We start from the raw sequence: 16,137 nt of genomic DNA, 5'->3' as shown, positions 1-16,137 counted from the left end.
ATGGGCGAGGACAGCGACAACCGCGACGATCCCACAGCCGCCCTCGCCGAGGAGCTGCTGGCAGAGCTCCCGGACGACCCACGCGAGCCGCTCTCCGAGACCAACACAGCCCTGTTGGACGACCTCCTCGCTGGCGATCAGCGCGCCCTTGCACGCGTGCTCACGACGATCGAAGATCGGGGAGAGGGAGCCCGCGACCTGTTGGCCGCGCTTCACCGCCACGCCGACCCCACGCCGGTGGTTGGGATCACGGGCAGCCCCGGGGCGGGCAAATCCACGCTGGTCGACAAGCTCACCGACTACTATCGGGAGCGCGGCGAGACCGTCGGCGTGTTGGCGGTCGATCCCGCCTCGCCGTACACCGGCGGCTCGGTATTAGGTGACCGCATCCGGATGGGCTCAACCGCCGGCGACGAGGGCGTTTTCGTCCGATCGATGAGCGCGCGTGGCCGACTCGGCGGGCTGTCGATGGCGACGACCGACGCCGTCACCGCCTACGAGGCCTTCGGGATGGATCGGATCATCATCGAAACCGTCGGCGCGGGCCAAAACGAGGTTGATATCGTCGAAACCGCCGACACCGTCGCGGTCGTCGTCCAGCCGGGATCGGGCGACGATATCCAACTGCTGAAAGCCGGCATCCTCGAGATCGGCGATCTCTTCGTCGTCAACAAGGCCGACATGGACGAGGCCGCCCAGACGGTCGCCGATCTGGAGGCGATGGTACACGGCGCGAAACCGACAGGCGGCGTCGCCGGCCACCACAGCGCGGATGTCGGTGTTGGTGGCGACGAGAGCGGTGAGCGCGACGCTGCCGAGGCTGACAATACCGATACCCAGGCCGACGACGGCGGGGAGGGTGAGACGGCCACGTGGACGCCGCCGGTGATCGAAACGATCGCCACCAGCGGCGAGGGGATCGATGCCCTCGCCGACGCTGTCGCCGACCATACAGCCCACCTCGATAACGCAGGGGGAGCCACCGGCCGTCGGCGTCGGCGGGCGGCGGCAACGATCCAGCGGCTCCTCCGCAGCGATCTCGGCGCGATCAGCGACCGACTTCTGGGGGCCCACGGCGGGCTGGATGCGATCGCCGCGGCCGTCGCCGAGCGCGACGCTGATCCATACACGGTCGTCGACCGGCTTGTTGGGCCGATCGATGCGGCCGTCTCACCGCCGACTGTCGACGGCGACACCACAGAAGACGGCGAGCGGTCGGCTGTCGACGACACAGACGAGCTGCGCTGAGAGCCCACCCGCCGTCAACCCGGATGGCGGGGCGGGGGCGGCGGAGTGCTCACTCCTGGAGGAACAGCGATCCGTCAACTTCGAGCTGCATGTCGAACACCGGATCGAGGACGTTCATACTGGAGGCCATCCGCTCGCGGTTAACGAAGAAATGCGAGAGTGCGTTCACGTCGTCCAGACGGCCGGTCAACAGGTGCAGAAACTTGAAGATGCGCTGAAGTTTTGCCTTTTGTATCAGTTCGGTCAGGATATCGAACTCGAAGGCGATCTTCCGGCCGGGCTCCTGTTGTTCCTCAAGCACCCGCGAGATGGTCTCGGTCAGACTCCCCAACCCCATCTGTTTGTCGAGGTGGACGATTTCGACGGGGATATCCATCAGCTCAACGCCGCTGAGCCCCGCAAGCGGATCGTCTTTTGTCGTCAGAATGACCGTCCACTCGGGCCACTCGCTGAGCTTCGATCGCAGCAGATCGATGCGGCTCGCCGGGTTCGTCGTGACAACGATGACAACGTCACCCGGGGAGAGAAAATGGACTCTAGCGTTGTCAGCACTGGTTGACTCGACGGGTGACAACACCGCGATCGAGCCCGTCCCGTTGATGTCGTCGGCGACGTGGACACCCGACTCCAACAGCGGCTTCTTGTGCTCGAAGAGATGCTTTTTGAACGTCTCTAAGGCGACGTGTTCGTCGTGGGCGGAGTTGCGCCGATCGCAGTAGGGACACGACCACCCAACCATCACGCCCTCCTGGGTGAGCCGGCTTTTGTTCTGCTTGGCGATATAGGTCTTCACGCGCTCGACGGTCTTCTCGCGGCTGGCCGACCAGACCGTGAAATCCCCGCTTCGCGCCCGCCATCGGTACACCATCGACTATCTCATCGAAATCAGGTAGCGTACTTAAAATTCACCATGAACATAATCTACGACCGCTTAGCAGCTGCGCAACTGCCCAGTCGTCCCCATCAGCAGCTGTGCTCGTCGATCACAGAGTGACGGCGACACACCCAGTGAGGCCGAACCGACGGGTCAGGCTTCGACCGTGAGCCCGGCCGCGCTCAGCGCGTCCTCGGCGTCGTGGTCATCGTGGACGACCGCCGAGACAGCGCGGGTGATCGCCTCGGGGCTGTCATGTTGGAAGATCGATCGACCCATCGAGACACCGGCCGCGCCGGCATCCATCGCGCCGCGTACCATCTCGACGGTTTCGGCATCTGTCCCTTTCGAGCCGCCGGCGATGACAATGGGCAGGCTCGTCGACGCACAGACGTGTTCGAAGCTGTCGGCATCACCGCTGTAGCCGGTTTTGACGACATCCGCGCCGAGTTCCTCGGCGAGGCGAACGGCGTGGCCGAGTGCCTCGGGTTCGTCACCCTGAATGCCGGGGCCGCGGGCGTAGGCCATCGCCAACACCGGGATCCCGAACCGCTCGGCCTTACCGGTTATCTCGGCGAGCTCCTCGATCTGATCGGGTTCGTAGTTTGAGCCGACGTTGATATGGAAGGAAACGGCGTCGGCACCGGCGCGGATCGCCTCCTCGACGGTACAGGTGAGCCGCTTGTCGTTTTCGTCTGGGCCGATCGTCGTCGAGCCGTTGACATGGACGATGTAGCCACTCCCGTTGGTGTTGCCGTGGACGCGGTCGGCGACGCCCTTCTGGGTGAGGACGGCGTCAGCACCGCCGCTGGTGACGCCGTCGACGGTCGCCTCCAGCTCCTTGAGGCCAGTAACCGCGCCCATTGTGATCCCGTGATCCATCGGGACGATCAGATACCGGCCCCCGGTGGAGATGCGATCGAGCCGCGCGCTGATTCCTGCGGACATAGCTGTTGTGTGAACCTCTGTCAGTTGGAGGGTATGTAGCTTGCGACTCCGGGCCTACTCGGCGTCGGTCGGCGGTTCGGTTCGTCCGCGGCTCGCACCATCGGCCAACTCCCGAGCTTTCGCTTCGAGCTTATCCGCTGTTTCCGCGGTTGACCACTCGTTGTCGACGCCGTCGGCGACGATATCGACCAATGCGGAGCCGACGATGATGCCGTCCGCGCCGCTGGCGACGATGCGTTCGGCCTGCTCGCCGCTGGAGATACCGAACCCGACGGCTTTCGGCACGTCCCACTCGCTGAGTCGCTGGAGGCTCCGGTCGGTCTGATCGGATACGTCGCTTTTCGCGCCGGTCGTCCCCAGCCGCGCCTGCACATAGACGTACCCTGAGACGCGCTCCATCATCGACCGCAGCCGCTCGCCCTCGGTCGTTGGCGCGACGATGAAAACGAGATCCAGCCCGTGTTCGTCACAGGCCGCCCGGAGCGGATCGGCTTCTTCGGCGGGGAGGTCGGGAACAACGAGCCCCGAGATGCCGGCCTCAGCCGCGCGGGCGACGAACTGCTCTGGGCCTCGCCCGTCGCTATCTGGGGGACTGTACTGATAGATCAGATTGTAGTAGGTCATACAGACCAGCGGGACGTCAACATCGACATCCTCGACGAACTCGAAGAACAGTTCGGGCGTCATACCGCCCTCTAAGGCGCGAACGATCGCGCCCTGAATCGTCGGCCCCTCGGCGATCGGCTCCGAGAACGGCAAGCCGAGTTCGATCACGTCCGCGCCGCCGCGGGCGAGGGCTTCCACGTATTCTTTCGAGGCCTCGTAGCTCGGATCCCCGACAGCCAGATATGGGATGAACGCGGGGCCGTCGTCGAAGGCCGCGGCGATTGCGCTGTTGGCGGCCGCGCCGTCGCTGCGGCGGGGCTCGGCTGCCTGCCCACTGTCGGCCATTCAGATCCCCTCCGAGAACATCGACATATCCGGGGCGTTTGGGATATCGCGGGCCTCGGTCTCCTCGATGGCCGCCTGGAGATCCTTGTCGCCGCGGCCGGAGACGTTGACGACGACGGTGCCGGAGAGCTCGTCGGCGTGGTCTTCGAGATAGCCGAAGGCGTGGGCGGTTTCGAGGGCGGGGATGATCCCCTCAGTGTTCGACAGCCGGTGGAAGCCTTCCAGCGCCGCGTCGTCGTCGACGGCGACCGGTGTGACGCGATCCTCGTCGACGAGGTGGGCGAGTTCGGGGCCAACGCCCGCGTAGTCGAGGCCCGAGGAGATTGAGTGCGACTCCATGATCTGGCCAAAGCTATCCTGCAGGAGTTTCGTGCGCGCGCCGTGGAGCACACCCTCGTCGCCTGTCGACAGCGACGCGGAGTTGGGTGCGACACCCGCCTCTTCGTCGACAGCCAGCGATGAGCCGCCGGCCTCGACAGCGACGAGATCCACATCCTCGTCGTCGACGAAGTGGGCAAAGGCACCCATCGTGTTCGAGCCGCCACCCGCACAGGCGACAACGGAATCCGGGAGGCCACCGGTCGCCTCGCGGGTCTGGGCCCGCATCTCCTCGGAGATCACCGCATGGAAATCACGCACCATCACCGGGAACGGGTGGGGGCCGACGACCGACCCAATGACGTAGTGGGTCGTCTCGACGCTGGCGGCCCAATCGCGCATCGTCTCCGAGATGGCTTCCTTCAGCGTGCCGCGGCCGGCAGTCACCGGCTTCACATCCGAGCCGTTGAGCTTCATCCGGAAGACGTTGGGTCGCTGGCGGTTGATGTCGCGTTCACCCATGTAGATTGTGCAGGGCATATCCAAGTGGGCGGCCGCCATCGCGGTCGCGGTGCCGTGTTGACCCGCGCCGGTTTCGGCGATGATGCGGTCTTTGCCCATGTATTTGGCGAGGAGCACCTGTCCCAGCGCGTTGTTCAGCTTGTGGGCCCCGCCGTGCAGCAAGTCCTCACGTTTGAGATAGACCTCGCAGTCGTATCGCTCAGAGAGCCGATCCGCGCGCTGCAGCGGCGTCGGTCGGCCGCCGAAATCCGCCAGCCGTTGGCGGAACTCGTCCATGAAGCCATCCTCGTTGTTAACGACGTATCGTTCGTAGGCGTCGGTCAGCTCCTGGATCGCTGGCATCAGTGCTTCCGGCACATATTGGCCGCCATAGTCGCCGAACTTACCGTCGGCCGTCTCGGGTGTCGGGTCGTCGTCTGTCGCGTGCTCCGTGCTCATTGTGTGTTCCTCTCGTGTGGCATGGTCATGTAACCCTCGCTTCGGTCTGTCGGTGTGCTGTCTCGCATCGTTACTCTGCCCCGGTCAGCCGCTGGGTATTTGTCTGTGGATCGCCGTCCATGATCGCACTGCCGATCAGCAGGCCGTCCGCGCCGGCCTCACGCATCCGGCGCACGTCCTCGACCGTCGCAACGCCGCTTTCGGCGATCAACGTCACGTCGTCGGGGGCGTCGGGAGCCAGTCGCTCGAACGTCGCCAGATCAACGTCCAGTTTGGCGAGATCGCGGTTGTTGACGCCGATGATCTCCGCCCCGGCGTCGATCGCGGCATCGAGTTCCTCCTTCGTGTGTACCTCGACAAGCACCTGAAAGCCGCGGTCGCGGGCGGCCGCAAGCATCGGTTCAAGGTCGTCGCCGAGGAACCGGGCGATCAGCAAGATCACGTCGCTTGCGACGGTGTCGAGTTGGGGCTCACGCAGGATGAAATCCTTCCGGAGTACCGGCACATCGACCGCCTCGCGGACACGCCGGAGATTCTCGATCGAGCCGCCGAAATGCTCCGGTTCGGTCAGTACCGACAGCGCGGCCGCGCCGCCGTCGACCATCGATTTCGCCAACTCGACAGGGTCGGCGTCGTGTTCGCCATCGGTCGTCGGACTCGTCGGTTTGACCTCCGCGATCACCGGGACGCGGCCGTCGCGTTCGGCCGCGGTGAACGCCGCCGACAACGACCGCGGGCTCACCGACACGCGCTCGTCGCCGCCCGGGCGGTCGGCCGCCGCATCGAGGATTGACTGCACTTCTGGGGCCACTTCCCCTGTTGTTTCGTTCATCTATGTACATCGATGTACGTATCTGTACAAAAGAGTTGCGTCGTGAGCCGGAACCGTTGAGGGGCGGCAGCGACTGATTCCGGATAATGACGCCCGGAATCTACGCCCGCCGGTTCGACGAGCTCGGCACCGTCATCCAGCTCGGGATCGCCAGCGGCCAGGTGATCGATGTCTCATTCCCTGATGCGGTTCCTGCCGACGCCGCAACCGACCACGAGGTCTTCACGCTGATCGACGACTATCTGGAGGGCGATCGCCTCGCGCTCACCGAGGTGGAGATCGCACTCACCGTGCCGACCGACCACCGACAGGTGCTGTCGGCCCTGCAAAACGTCTCGGCCGGCAACACGGTGACCGTTTCGCGGCTGGCGCGGCTGGCCGGGATGGACGAGGACAGCGAGGAGGATCAGGCGACGGTTCGGGACGCACTCCAAGCAAATCCGATGCCGTTGTTGATCCCGGATCACCGCGTGCGGGATGCACAGGGGGCGACACCGCCCGACGTTGCGGCGACGCTCCGCGAACTCGAAAACGACTAACGATCGCGGGCGACGCAGGCGTATCGTTACCGACTACTCATCGACGTAGCTGAGCAGTCGGATCGCACCAAACACGAAGAGTGCCGCCCCCAGCGGCCCATCAAACTCAAAGAGATTTGGTACGTCGAAGCCGACGAGGACGCTCCCGAGCACCATCGCCGAGATCGGGATCGCCGTCCGGGGTTCGATCGGTTCGATCCGCTGGAGCGCGAACCAGACAAAGGCGACGGTGCCGCCGACCAACGAGAGGATCGACAGGAAGTGGCCCTCGGCGTCGCCGACGATGACAAACAGGCTCCCGAAGGCGATGGCGACGGTCGCGGCCACCAACGGAAGATCACCGGGCTCGATGTCGATCTCGGCGTCCATACACGAGCCTCGAAAAACAGCGTCTTGAAACCCCCGTTCCCGGCAGTTCTCTACCTTTTACAGCGAGAGAGTCCCAGCCTTCAGCCCGAGCGTGAATCGCGTACACTTGGTGCCACAACCGCCGTCGATGGCCGCCCGGATATTCCACCGGGAAAAATTTGTCTCTGGATCAACACAGGCTACATATGGCGAATCGGACTGTCACGCGAACCCACGTCGCGTCCATCCGCAATCCACGACAGGTTCGTGATGACCTCGATTCGCTCGGGTTCGCCGCCTCGAAACTCTGGAACGTCGCTCGGTGGACAGTAGAGCGTATCTGGAGCGAAACGGGCCGTATTCCCAGCCACGCCGAACTTGCCTCGTACCTCAAATCACACGAACGCTACGCGGACCTCAACGCACAGTCCAGTCAGCGAGTTATCCAAGAACTCGCTGAGGCGTTCAAATCGTGGTACGGTCATCGGCAGAACGGGAATGAAAACGCGAACCCGCCAGCCTACCGCAAGCACGGCGACCAGCACCCACGTTCCACGGTCACGTTCAAGCAGGACGGCTTCAAGCATGACCCCGAGAACGGGCGCGTCCGGCTCTCGAAGGGGCGCAACCTCAAGGACGGGTGGAGCGACTTCCTTCTCTGTGAGTACGCCGCTGATCCGGACGGTACTATCGAGAATGTCCAGCAGGTTCGGGCAGTGTACGAGCGCGGCGAGTGGCGATTGCACTTCGTTTGTCGTCACGAGGTTCAAACGGACTCTCCCGGTGACGAAGTGGCTGGCATCGACCTCGGTATCAGCAACTTCGCCGCCGTCTCGTTCGGTGACGAGACGGTGCTGTACCCCGGCGGCGCGCTCAAAGAGGATGAATACTGGTTCCAGAAGCAACGAGCGAAATGCGACGACGCCGACTCGGCAGAGGCCGACCGCCTCAACCGGAAACGGGCCGCCCGCCGCTCGCACTTCCTTCACGCCGTCTCGAAAGATATTGTAGAGCGGTGCGCCGAGTGTAGCGTCGGAACCATTGTCGTGGGCGACCTCGCTGGCATCCGCGACGGGGAAGATTGGGGTGACAGCGGCAACCTCGACCTGCACGGGTGGGCGTTCGACCGCTTCACGTCGATGCTGGAATACAAGGCCGAGGAGGATGGCATCGAGGTGGAACAGGTGGACGAACGCGGCACGTCGAAAACCTGTTCGGCCTGTGGAACCGTGGATGGAAGCCAGCGCGTCGAGCGCGGGCTGTACGTTTGTGAGTCCTGTGGACTGGTCGCCAACGCGGACTGTAACGGCGCGGAGAACATTCGACAGAAGGTACTCCCGAATCTCGCCACAGACGGTGGCCGGGATAGGGATAACGGCTGTATGGCACAGCCTGCGGTGCGCCTGTTTGATAAATCCACGGGGAGAGTATCCCCACAAGAGCAGGTGGACGGCAAACCCTAATATCTCAAACGCGGTCGGGAAACCTCGGCGTCGTCGGGCTTCGCCCGACTGCTTGAGGGAGCTTTGCTCCCTCTCCGTTCACGCCGGGGAGGATGTCATTGCGGGCTGGGGCTCGATGGGCCGGCGACGCTGCCGTCCTGCAGCGCGGAGCCGGTGATGTTTTTCAGCCGGGCGACAAGCGAGTCGGTCTCGGCTTCGCCTTCCAGTGCCACGTCAAGCACCTCGCTGATGTGGCTGACCGGGATGATCTCGACCATATCCTCGTACTCGTCTTCGATCATCACATCCTGTTCGTTGGCCTTCGGAATGATGACGCGCTTGCAGCCGGCTTTGGCGGCGGCCTCGATCTTGTGGGTCACCCCACCGACCGGGAGCACGTCGCCGCGAACCGACAGCGAGCCGGTCATCGCCAGATCCTGGCTGACGCCGACATCTTCGAGCGCGGAGATGACCGCGGTAGCAACCGTGATCGACGCGCTGTCGCCGTCGACACCCTGCTGGCCGGTCTGGACGAACTGGATGTGGATGTCCTTCTCGGCGATGTTCTCGTCGGAGAACTTTTTGATGATTGCCGAGACATTTTGCACCGACTCCTCGGCCATCTCCTGGAGCTGGCCGGTGGCGATCACCTGGCCGCCGCTTTGGGTCGGCGTGATCTCGGCCATCACCGGTAGCATGATCCCGGAGTCTTCACCCATCACGGCAAGGCCGTTGACGCGGCCGACCTCGTAGCCGTCGGAGACCTGCAGCTCGTAGTCCTTCCGCTTTTCGATGAACTCATCGGCCAGCTGCTGTTCGATCGACCGGGAGCGTTGTTTGGCCTGCAGGACGTGATCGCGGGTCGTGTGCTCGGCGTCCTCGGCGCGGGCGATATCGCCGGCGACACGAACCAGTCCACCGAGATCCCGGAAGTGCAGCGTGAGCTGACCCTTCCGGCCGGCGCGTCGCCGCGCCTCAAGGACGACCTCCTCGATGGCCTCGGCGTCAAACGGCGGTAGCCGGCCGTCGTTGGCGACCTCCTGGGCGACAAACCGGACGTACTTCTGGCGCATCTCCAGGGTGTCGTCGATGGTGTCGTCCATGTAGACCTCGTAGCCGTACCCCTTGATACGGGAGCGGAGCGCGGGGTGCATGTTCTCCATGGCGTCGAGGTTGCCGGCGGCAATCATGATAAAGTCCGTCGGCACCGGCTCGGTCTGAACCATCGCCCCCGAGGAGCGTTCGCTCTGACCCGTAATCGAGAACTCACCCTCCTGGATCGCGGTCATCAGCTTCTGCTGGGAGCGAACATCGAGGGTGTTGATCTCGTCGACGAACAGCACACCCTTGTTGGCTTTGTGGATCGCGCCGGCCTCAACGCGGTCGTGGCTGGGCGTCTCCATGCCGCCGGACTGGAAGGGGTCGTGGCGCACGTCGCCGAGCAGCGCGCCAGCGTGGGCACCGGTGGCGTCCTTGAACGGCGCGCTCGTGGTGTCGGCGTTGTTGACCAGCAGGTTCGGGATCATCGCGTCGCCGCCACGCGACGCGTAGCGGAAGGCAAGATAGACGATCCCTGCGGCGAGAATCCCAAGGAGGATCTGGCCGGCGATGATGAGGGCGTACCCCAACACGACGGCGATGATGATCCACATGAGGAAGGTGCGCATCTGATCGCGCTTGCGGGCCTCCTCCTTGTGGGCGTCGACGATTTGTTCACCCTTACCGGCTGGCACCGTCCGCACCTTCGGCTTGTTGCCGTCGTCAGGGTTGTGGTAGATCAGCACGTCCTGCAACTCCTCTTTGGGGAGGAGTTCGGTCATCGCCTTCGCCAGCATCGACTTCCCGGTACCGGGCGAGCCGATCATCATGACGTGTCGCCGCTGGCGGGCGGCCTTGATGATCACATCGCGGGCGTGTTCCTGGCCGATGACCTGATCGACGAGCCGCTCGGGGATCTCCACATCCTCGGTGCTGTCGATCAACAGCCCACCAAGCAGGTCGTCCTCGTCGGGGTCGTCAGCGACGGGCGCGCTGACCTCGACATCGCTGCCGAGTTCCTCGATCGTCCCGGCGGTTCCCTCGGTGTCGCTTGGCTCGTTGCCACGGGTACGGTCGTCGCCAGGGTTGTGATCAAAGGCGTCCTCGTCGGCGATCGTCGGCTCGTCGTGGCTCGGCCCCGTTGGCGGCCACATCTCGTCGCCGTCGTCAGGGTCGTCGCCGGCCTCCGGCTGACCGCCGTGCTCGTCGTGTGATTGGTCGCCGGCCACATCCTCCGGCTCGCCGGCCGTCTCGTCGCTGTGAGACGCCTCGTCGTCGGCTGCCGGCTGGCCGTTGTCGGCGACCTCCTCGGAGTGCCCGGGCTCTGAGGTCGTCTCCTCGGCCTCCGTGTCGGGAGACCCGTCGTCTGTGTCCGTGTGGTTGCTCATAGAACGGGTTCGCTACGAAGAGAAACGGCGCGCCGACTGATATACTTTCTCCCCTTGTGAAAAGTCGCCAATATCGGTAATTTCGGCGATAGCGGTGCTGTATCAGCTGTCTTCGGTTGCGTCGGTGACTCGCCGTACTTATAAAGGGCGATCCGGTAACGTTCGGTATGCGGGGATTCTATATCGGCCGGTTCCAGCCCTACCACGAGGGCCACCACCACATGGTCGAGGAGATCGCCGAACAGGTCGACGAACTGGTGTTGGGCATCGGCTCGGCCGGCGACTCCCACACCCCACGCAACCCGTTTACCGCCGGCGAGCGCGTGATGATGGTCACCAAATCCGTCGCCGAGTTCGATATCCCGACCTACGTCGTCCCCATCGAGGATCTCGACCGCAACTCGGTGTGGGTCAGCCACGTCCAGAGCATGTCGCCGGCGTTCGATGTCGCCTTCTCGAACAACCCGCTGGTGATCCGGCTCTTCGAGGAGGCCGGCGTCGAGGTGCGACAGTCGCCGATGTTCCGCCGGGAGATCCTAGAGGGGTCGGAGCTCAGAGAGCGCATGGCCGACGCCAAGGAGTGGGAGTCGCTGGTGCCCGATCCGGCGGCGGCCGTGATCAAAGAGATCGACGGCGTCGAACGGATTCAGCAGGTCGCCGACAGCGACGGCGCGGGCGAAAACGGCGACTAACAGCCACCGATGCTTACGCTTGCCTCCGATTTTGGCAGTCCCTATCCGGCGGCGATGAAAGGCGTCATGCTGTCTCGCACGGATGCCCAACTGGTCGATATCGCCCACGACCTGCCGCGACAGGATCCCCGCGCGGCGGCTTTCTGGCTCCGAGAGACGATCCCATGGTTTCCCCCCGCGGTTCATCTCGCGGTTGTCGATCCCGGCGTCGGCACCGATCGCCGGGCGATCGCGGTTCGCGTCGGCGACCACGCGATCGTCGCCCCCGACAACGGGCTGGCCCGGCCGGTGGTGCGGCGACTCCGCGAGACGATAGCCGGGGGTGACTCAGTCACCGACGAGCCACCCGTCGAGGCCTTCGCGATCACGATCGACGACCCGGCATCGACGACGTTCCACGGCCGGGATGTCTTTGCGCCCGCGGCCGCCGAGATTCATGCCGTCGGCGTCGACGCCATGGCCGACCTCGATGGGCTCAGCCGGATCGATCTCGATAGCTGTGTCGACATCGCGTTTCCAACCCCCACTGTCGACGATGAAACGATCCACGGCGAGGTGCTCGTTGTCGACGATTTCGGCAACGTGATCACGAACATCCCGGGCGAGGAACTCGCCGGCGTCGAGGCCGTTGAGATCGACGAGACGCGTGTGCCGGTCGTCGACACGTTCGACCGCGTCGCCCGCGGCGCGAGACTCGTCACTGTCGGAAGTCACGGCTACGTCGAATGCGACGTAAACCACGGCCGCGGCGACGAGGCGTTTGGGCTCGCTGCCGGCGATTCTGTTCGGCTGTCAGTTGATTGCTGACCACTACCCGTCTATCGGCACCCGCGGCAGCGTCAGCACCATCTGAGTGCCGGTGTCGGCACTTTCGATCCGCACCTCCCCGCCGAGCAGCGACACCGTCCAATGGACGAGCCACAGTCCGAGGCCGCTGCCGTGTTGCAGTTGGGTTTCCTCGCCCTCTTCGATCGCCTGCCACTCGTGTTCCGGGATCCCGAGGCCGTTGTCGCTGACCGTGATCTCGACCCACTCCTCGCCGCGGTCGTTGGCGGCCGGCGCGGCCGTGATGGTAAACGCCGGTTCGGCGGTGTCGTTGTAATCAAGCGTCGTCGTCAACAGCTCCGCAAGCGCCACCCGGAGGCGACTGTCGGCTCGCACCGCCAGCGGCTGAGCGATGTCGGTCGACACTGTCGCCTCCGGATGCGTCTCCGCAAACGCCGCGGTCACCGTCCCAAAGAGGTCGTCGATCGGATAGCGGGCGTCGACCGGCGGCTCCTGTTCGAAGAGCGACCGCACCGTCGAGGCCTTCTCGCTGAGGGCCGCCAACCCCGCGGCCCGCTCTTCGATCGCCTCGACGAACCGGCGGGCCGCCGCGTCGTCGACCTGCTCGGCCAGCAGCGTCGCGTTGCCCTCGATGACATTGATCCCGTTGCGAAGGTTGTGGCGGAGAATACGGTTGAGCACCGACAGCTGTTGTTCGCGGAGTTGGCGGTCAGTCACATCGGCCTCGATGGCAACGAAGTGGGTGATGTCGCCGACGCTGTTTTTGATCGGCGAGATCTCCTGTTCGACGTGGTAGAGCTCGCCGGATTTGCGCTGATTGACCAGCTCCGCCTCCCACGTTTCGCCGTCGAGAATCGTCTCCCAGAGTTCCTCGTAGAACTCCGCGGACTGTTTTCCTGAGGCCAACACGTTGGGGTTTGTCTCGGCGACCTCCTCGCGGCTGTAGCCGGTCTGTCGTTCAAAGGCGGGATTGACGTATTTGATATCGCCGTTGCGGTCGGTGATGACGACAGCACTCCCGACATTTTCGACAGCGCGGCGGAACAGCTGCAGATCCTGTTCGCGCTCCTTGCGCTCGGTCACATCCTCCTGAAAGCCGATCCAGTTAACCACCGCTCCGTCGTCGCGGACGGGCGCGATCGTCACCCGGTTCCAAAACGGCGTGCCGTCCTTGCGGTAGTTGCGAAGCTCAACGGTGACGGGTTCCTCATTGTCGATGGCGTCCCGCATCGCGGCGACCGGCTCCTCGCGGGTGCCTGGCCCCTGGAGATACCGACAGTTCCGGCCGGTCGCCTCCGGCACGCTGTATCCGGTCAGTTCCGTGTAGCCCTCGTTGACATAGACAAGCGGGTTATCTGGTTGTGACGGATCACTGATACTGATACCGATCGGCGCGCCATCGATCGCCTGTGTTTTGAGCTCTAACTCCGCTTGGTAGGCTTTCCGGTCGGTGATATCACGGATCGACAGCAGGATCGACAGATCGTCGCTGGTCTCGAAGGTGGTCGCCGAGATCTCGATCGCCCGCTCCTCGCCGGCTTTTGTCCGGCAGGTGAGCTCATCTGTCCAGGCGTCACCGGACGCGATAATGTCCTCGAAAAACGCCGCGAGGGCATCGGGCCGATCGGGGGCAAACAGTTCAGACGGCTCCATTTCGAGGATCGTTGCTCGGGAGTAGCCAAGCAGGTCGCTGGCAGCGGGGTTGCAGGCGGTGATAAGCAGTGACTCCGCATCAAGCACGAGGATCGCGTCGTTGGTCGCCTCAAAGAGCCGTTGAAACCGGGTCTGGATGTCGGCGTACCGCTGAGTAAGCTCGGCGGACTGCCGCCGCCGAACCAGCAGATTCTCCAGGCGGCGGTACAGCGTCGTCCGATCGATCGGCGCGGTGACGACCTCATCGATCACCGGCGGCCCATCGTCGCCGTTGTCAACACCCAGCTGTGGGGCCGTCTCAGTCGCCTGCTCGCGGCGGAGCAACAACACCGGCTGAAACGTTGGATCGAGTTCGGCCTTTTGCTGCTCGATCGCCTCCCGGTAGGCCGGCAGGCTGCGGTCGTCGATGAGATAGCAGTCGACGGCCTGCAGTTCGTCGGCGATGACGACATCGTATCGCTCGCTGAGCATCGCCCGGATCGCCTCGCGGTCGGCCGCGTTGGCGACGATGAGTTGGAGGCGGTCGACGGCGTCGGAACGGTTGTCACGCATCGTCGCGTCACTCCGCCCGGTGGCCGGTGCCCTGCATGATCCCGTGGACGTTCTCGAAGGGGCCCTTGAGCCGCAGGCCGTCGTCGCTTTCGATCGCAAACCGGTGGAACCGGCTGTCGAAGTCGCCGAGCCGCTTTTTCAGCACGCCGATCGCCCGCTGGAGTTCGCCGTCGACCTCGACATACGAGAGAAAGATGATGTTGTCGGCGATGTAGCTGGTGTTCGTGCTGGTCGCCTTCGGAAAGCCGGTCAGGGCATCGGATTCGTCGGTGATAATCGTCGCCACGTTGTGGTTTTTGAGCACCCGCGTCAACCCGTGAAGCCGGCGGACAAGCCGCTGATCGTCGCCCTGCAGGGAGATCTTGTAGCCCGCAAGGCCATCAATGAAGACGGCAGCCGGATCGTGAGTTTCGACCTCGTTGACGACGTACTGACCGAACTCCTCGGCCGACCGCACCAGGGGTTCGACCTCGGTGAGGTGGAGTTGGCCTGTCTCGCGGAGCTCGGAAATCGGTAGGCCGAGACTCTCACACCGGTAGCTGAACTGGTCGATGGATTCCTCAAAAAGATAGCCGAGGGCCGCGCCCCCGTCGGCGGCGATCCCCGAAAGCATCTGCGCGCCGGTTGTCGACTTGCCGATCCCAGTTGGCCCAGAGATAAACGACACCGCGCCGCGTTCGATCCCGCCGCCGAGCAGCGAATCCAACGCCTCGTGGCCGGTCGAGATCAGCGTCGGATCGAAGGTTCGGTTGTCGTGGTTGGGGATCGTCTGTGGGTAGATCTCAATGCCGTCGTCGCGGATTTCGAGGCCGTGGGTGCCGTCGACCTGTCCGAGGCCGCGGTGTTTCGGAACGGCGATGCGGCGTTCGCTCTCATCCAGATAGAGATTGACCACGCCGTCGCTGAGCGACTCGAAATCGTCGTAGCTGCTGCCGTGGGGGGTTCCGCGGCTGACCGTCCGGGTGGCGACGGTCGTCACCCGCCGATCACGGAGAAACCGGATCAGCGACTGGAGGCGTTTGCGGTACTGGTATTCGTCGCGTTCAACGTACTGCAGTTGGGTGATCGGATCGATCAGCAGGCGTTCGGGGTCGACCGACTCGATGACCTCCTTGATATCCTTCGTGAACCGTTCGGACTCAACCTCGGCGGTCTCGACGAGATCATAGGAGATATCCTCGGCGAAAAAGTCGGTGCCGGGGCCGATATCGAGAAACTCGGCGTCGCTGATGTCGACCGACAGCTGGGCGGCGTTGAGGACGATGTCAGCCTTCGATTCCTCGCCGTGGATGTAGACAACCGTGTCGCCGGTTTCGATCCCGGCTTCGAGAAAATGCTGGCCGAGCAGCGATTTCCCGGTGCCGGACACACCCTGGACAAGGTAGGTTCGGCCGCGGATGTAGCCACCATGAAGCAGTTTGTCAAGTTCGGCGATCCCGGTACTGATCGGCTCGATCTCGTAGTCGTCAGGGGAAGATGCAGCCTCTGTCATTGTATGACGCTGTGGATTGATGGGCCGTGCCCGGGAGACCCTCAACCCGAACGGCGTATGATCGATAAACGCCGCC

Annotated in this window: 14 protein-coding genes; 5 read left to right on the top strand and 9 right to left on the bottom strand. The window is 64.1% G+C overall.

The window, feature by feature from the left end:
- Positions 1–1,248: a methylmalonyl Co-A mutase-associated GTPase MeaB gene (meaB, locus tag HKK80_RS03925; protein WP_411798315.1), complete on the top strand. Its 1,248-nt coding sequence runs from the start codon at positions 1–3 to the stop codon at positions 1,246–1,248.
- A gap of 49 nt (positions 1,249–1,297) precedes the next feature.
- Here the strand turns inward: meaB and HKK80_RS03920 are convergent, their stop codons facing one another.
- From HKK80_RS03920 to trpC, 5 genes are all read right to left on the bottom strand, one after another.
- Positions 1,298–2,116: a hypothetical protein gene (locus tag HKK80_RS03920; RefSeq protein ID WP_411798314.1), complete on the bottom strand. Its 819-nt coding sequence runs from the start codon at positions 2,114–2,116 to the stop codon at positions 1,298–1,300.
- A 159-nt stretch (positions 2,117–2,275) separates the two neighbouring features.
- Entirely contained in the window at positions 2,276–3,070 is a 795-nt protein-coding gene (locus tag HKK80_RS03915; protein ID WP_411798313.1) for a 2-amino-3,7-dideoxy-D-threo-hept-6-ulosonate synthase, read from the bottom strand.
- Between the two features lie 54 nt (positions 3,071–3,124).
- Positions 3,125–4,021 (bottom strand): tryptophan synthase subunit alpha, encoded by an 897-nt coding sequence (trpA, locus tag HKK80_RS03910; protein WP_411798312.1) that lies wholly within the window; start codon positions 4,019–4,021, stop codon positions 3,125–3,127.
- On the bottom strand, positions 4,022–5,299 hold the full coding sequence (trpB, locus tag HKK80_RS03905; RefSeq protein ID WP_411798311.1) for a tryptophan synthase subunit beta: 1,278 nt from the start codon (positions 5,297–5,299) through the stop codon (positions 4,022–4,024).
- Positions 5,300–5,369: 70 nt separating this feature from the next.
- Positions 5,370–6,131 (bottom strand): indole-3-glycerol phosphate synthase, encoded by a 762-nt coding sequence (trpC, locus tag HKK80_RS03900; RefSeq protein WP_411798310.1) that lies wholly within the window; start codon positions 6,129–6,131, stop codon positions 5,370–5,372.
- 86 nt (positions 6,132–6,217) lie between these two features.
- On the opposite strand from trpC, the gene HKK80_RS03895 reads away from it, so the two are divergent.
- Positions 6,218–6,670 (top strand): MGMT family protein, encoded by a 453-nt coding sequence (locus tag HKK80_RS03895; protein ID WP_411798309.1) that lies wholly within the window; start codon positions 6,218–6,220, stop codon positions 6,668–6,670.
- Positions 6,671–6,703: 33 nt separating this feature from the next.
- Here the strand turns inward: HKK80_RS03895 and HKK80_RS03890 are convergent, their stop codons facing one another.
- On the bottom strand, positions 6,704–7,039 hold the full coding sequence (locus tag HKK80_RS03890; RefSeq protein WP_411798308.1) for a hypothetical protein: 336 nt from the start codon (positions 7,037–7,039) through the stop codon (positions 6,704–6,706).
- A gap of 185 nt (positions 7,040–7,224) precedes the next feature.
- Between HKK80_RS03890 and HKK80_RS03885 the strand changes: the two genes are divergently transcribed.
- On the top strand, positions 7,225–8,481 hold the full coding sequence (locus HKK80_RS03885; protein ID WP_411798307.1) for an RNA-guided endonuclease InsQ/TnpB family protein: 1,257 nt from the start codon (positions 7,225–7,227) through the stop codon (positions 8,479–8,481).
- Between the two features lie 95 nt (positions 8,482–8,576).
- Here the strand turns inward: HKK80_RS03885 and lonB are convergent, their stop codons facing one another.
- Entirely contained in the window at positions 8,577–10,886 is a 2,310-nt protein-coding gene (gene lonB / locus HKK80_RS03880) for an ATP-dependent protease LonB (RefSeq protein WP_411798306.1), read from the bottom strand.
- Between the two features lie 167 nt (positions 10,887–11,053).
- Between lonB and HKK80_RS03875 the strand changes: the two genes are divergently transcribed.
- Together HKK80_RS03875 and HKK80_RS03870 are read left to right on the top strand one after the other, a co-directional pair.
- A complete protein-coding gene (locus HKK80_RS03875) occupies positions 11,054–11,578 on the top strand; it encodes a nicotinamide-nucleotide adenylyltransferase (protein WP_411798305.1) in 525 nt (174 codons plus the stop codon).
- Between the two features lie 9 nt (positions 11,579–11,587).
- Complete coding sequence (locus tag HKK80_RS03870) at positions 11,588–12,385, top strand: S-adenosyl-l-methionine hydroxide adenosyltransferase family protein (protein ID WP_411798304.1); 798 nt, start codon at positions 11,588–11,590, stop codon at positions 12,383–12,385.
- Positions 12,386–12,388: 3 nt separating this feature from the next.
- On the opposite strand, the gene HKK80_RS03865 is transcribed toward HKK80_RS03870, so the two are convergent.
- The gene (locus HKK80_RS03865) at positions 12,389–14,569 is read right to left on the bottom strand and encodes a PAS domain S-box protein (protein ID WP_411798303.1); all 2,181 of its coding nucleotides are present in this window, start codon (positions 14,567–14,569) and stop codon (positions 12,389–12,391) included.
- Positions 14,570–14,576: 7 nt separating this feature from the next.
- Positions 14,577–16,061, bottom strand: a complete 1,485-nt coding sequence (locus HKK80_RS03860) for an ATPase domain-containing protein (RefSeq protein ID WP_411798302.1) — start codon at positions 16,059–16,061, stop codon at positions 14,577–14,579.
- Between the last annotated feature and the right edge of the window lie 76 nt (positions 16,062–16,137).

It is taken from the genome of Halonotius sp. F2-221B (genome assembly GCF_046719765.1).
GTDB lineage: Archaea > Halobacteriota > Halobacteria > Halobacteriales > Haloferacaceae > Halonotius.
Note: the sequence above shows the minus strand (reverse complement) of the source record. Positions and strands in the feature narration are given on the sequence as shown.

Bases quoted from the DNA above. Each gene is read 5' to 3' on its own strand.
- meaB (WP_411798315.1), top strand. From the start codon at position 1: ATGGGCGAGGACAGCGACAACCGCGACGATCCCACAGCCGCCCTCGCC.
- HKK80_RS03920 (WP_411798314.1), bottom strand. From the start codon at position 2,116: ATGGTGTACCGATGGCGGGCGCGAAGCGGGGATTTCACGGTCTGGTCG.
- HKK80_RS03915 (WP_411798313.1), bottom strand. From the start codon at position 3,070: ATGTCCGCAGGAATCAGCGCGCGGCTCGATCGCATCTCCACCGGGGGC.
- trpA (WP_411798312.1), bottom strand. From the start codon at position 4,021: ATGGCCGACAGTGGGCAGGCAGCCGAGCCCCGCCGCAGCGACGGCGCG.
- trpB (WP_411798311.1), bottom strand. From the start codon at position 5,299: ATGAGCACGGAGCACGCGACAGACGACGACCCGACACCCGAGACGGCC.
- trpC (WP_411798310.1), bottom strand. From the start codon at position 6,131: ATGAACGAAACAACAGGGGAAGTGGCCCCAGAAGTGCAGTCAATCCTC.
- HKK80_RS03895 (WP_411798309.1), top strand. From the start codon at position 6,218: ATGACGCCCGGAATCTACGCCCGCCGGTTCGACGAGCTCGGCACCGTC.
- HKK80_RS03890 (WP_411798308.1), bottom strand. From the start codon at position 7,039: ATGGACGCCGAGATCGACATCGAGCCCGGTGATCTTCCGTTGGTGGCC.
- HKK80_RS03885 (WP_411798307.1), top strand. From the start codon at position 7,225: ATGGCGAATCGGACTGTCACGCGAACCCACGTCGCGTCCATCCGCAAT.
- lonB (WP_411798306.1), bottom strand. From the start codon at position 10,886: ATGAGCAACCACACGGACACAGACGACGGGTCTCCCGACACGGAGGCC.
- HKK80_RS03875 (WP_411798305.1), top strand. From the start codon at position 11,054: ATGCGGGGATTCTATATCGGCCGGTTCCAGCCCTACCACGAGGGCCAC.
- HKK80_RS03870 (WP_411798304.1), top strand. From the start codon at position 11,588: ATGCTTACGCTTGCCTCCGATTTTGGCAGTCCCTATCCGGCGGCGATG.
- HKK80_RS03865 (WP_411798303.1), bottom strand. From the start codon at position 14,569: ATGCGTGACAACCGTTCCGACGCCGTCGACCGCCTCCAACTCATCGTC.
- HKK80_RS03860 (WP_411798302.1), bottom strand. From the start codon at position 16,061: ATGACAGAGGCTGCATCTTCCCCTGACGACTACGAGATCGAGCCGATC.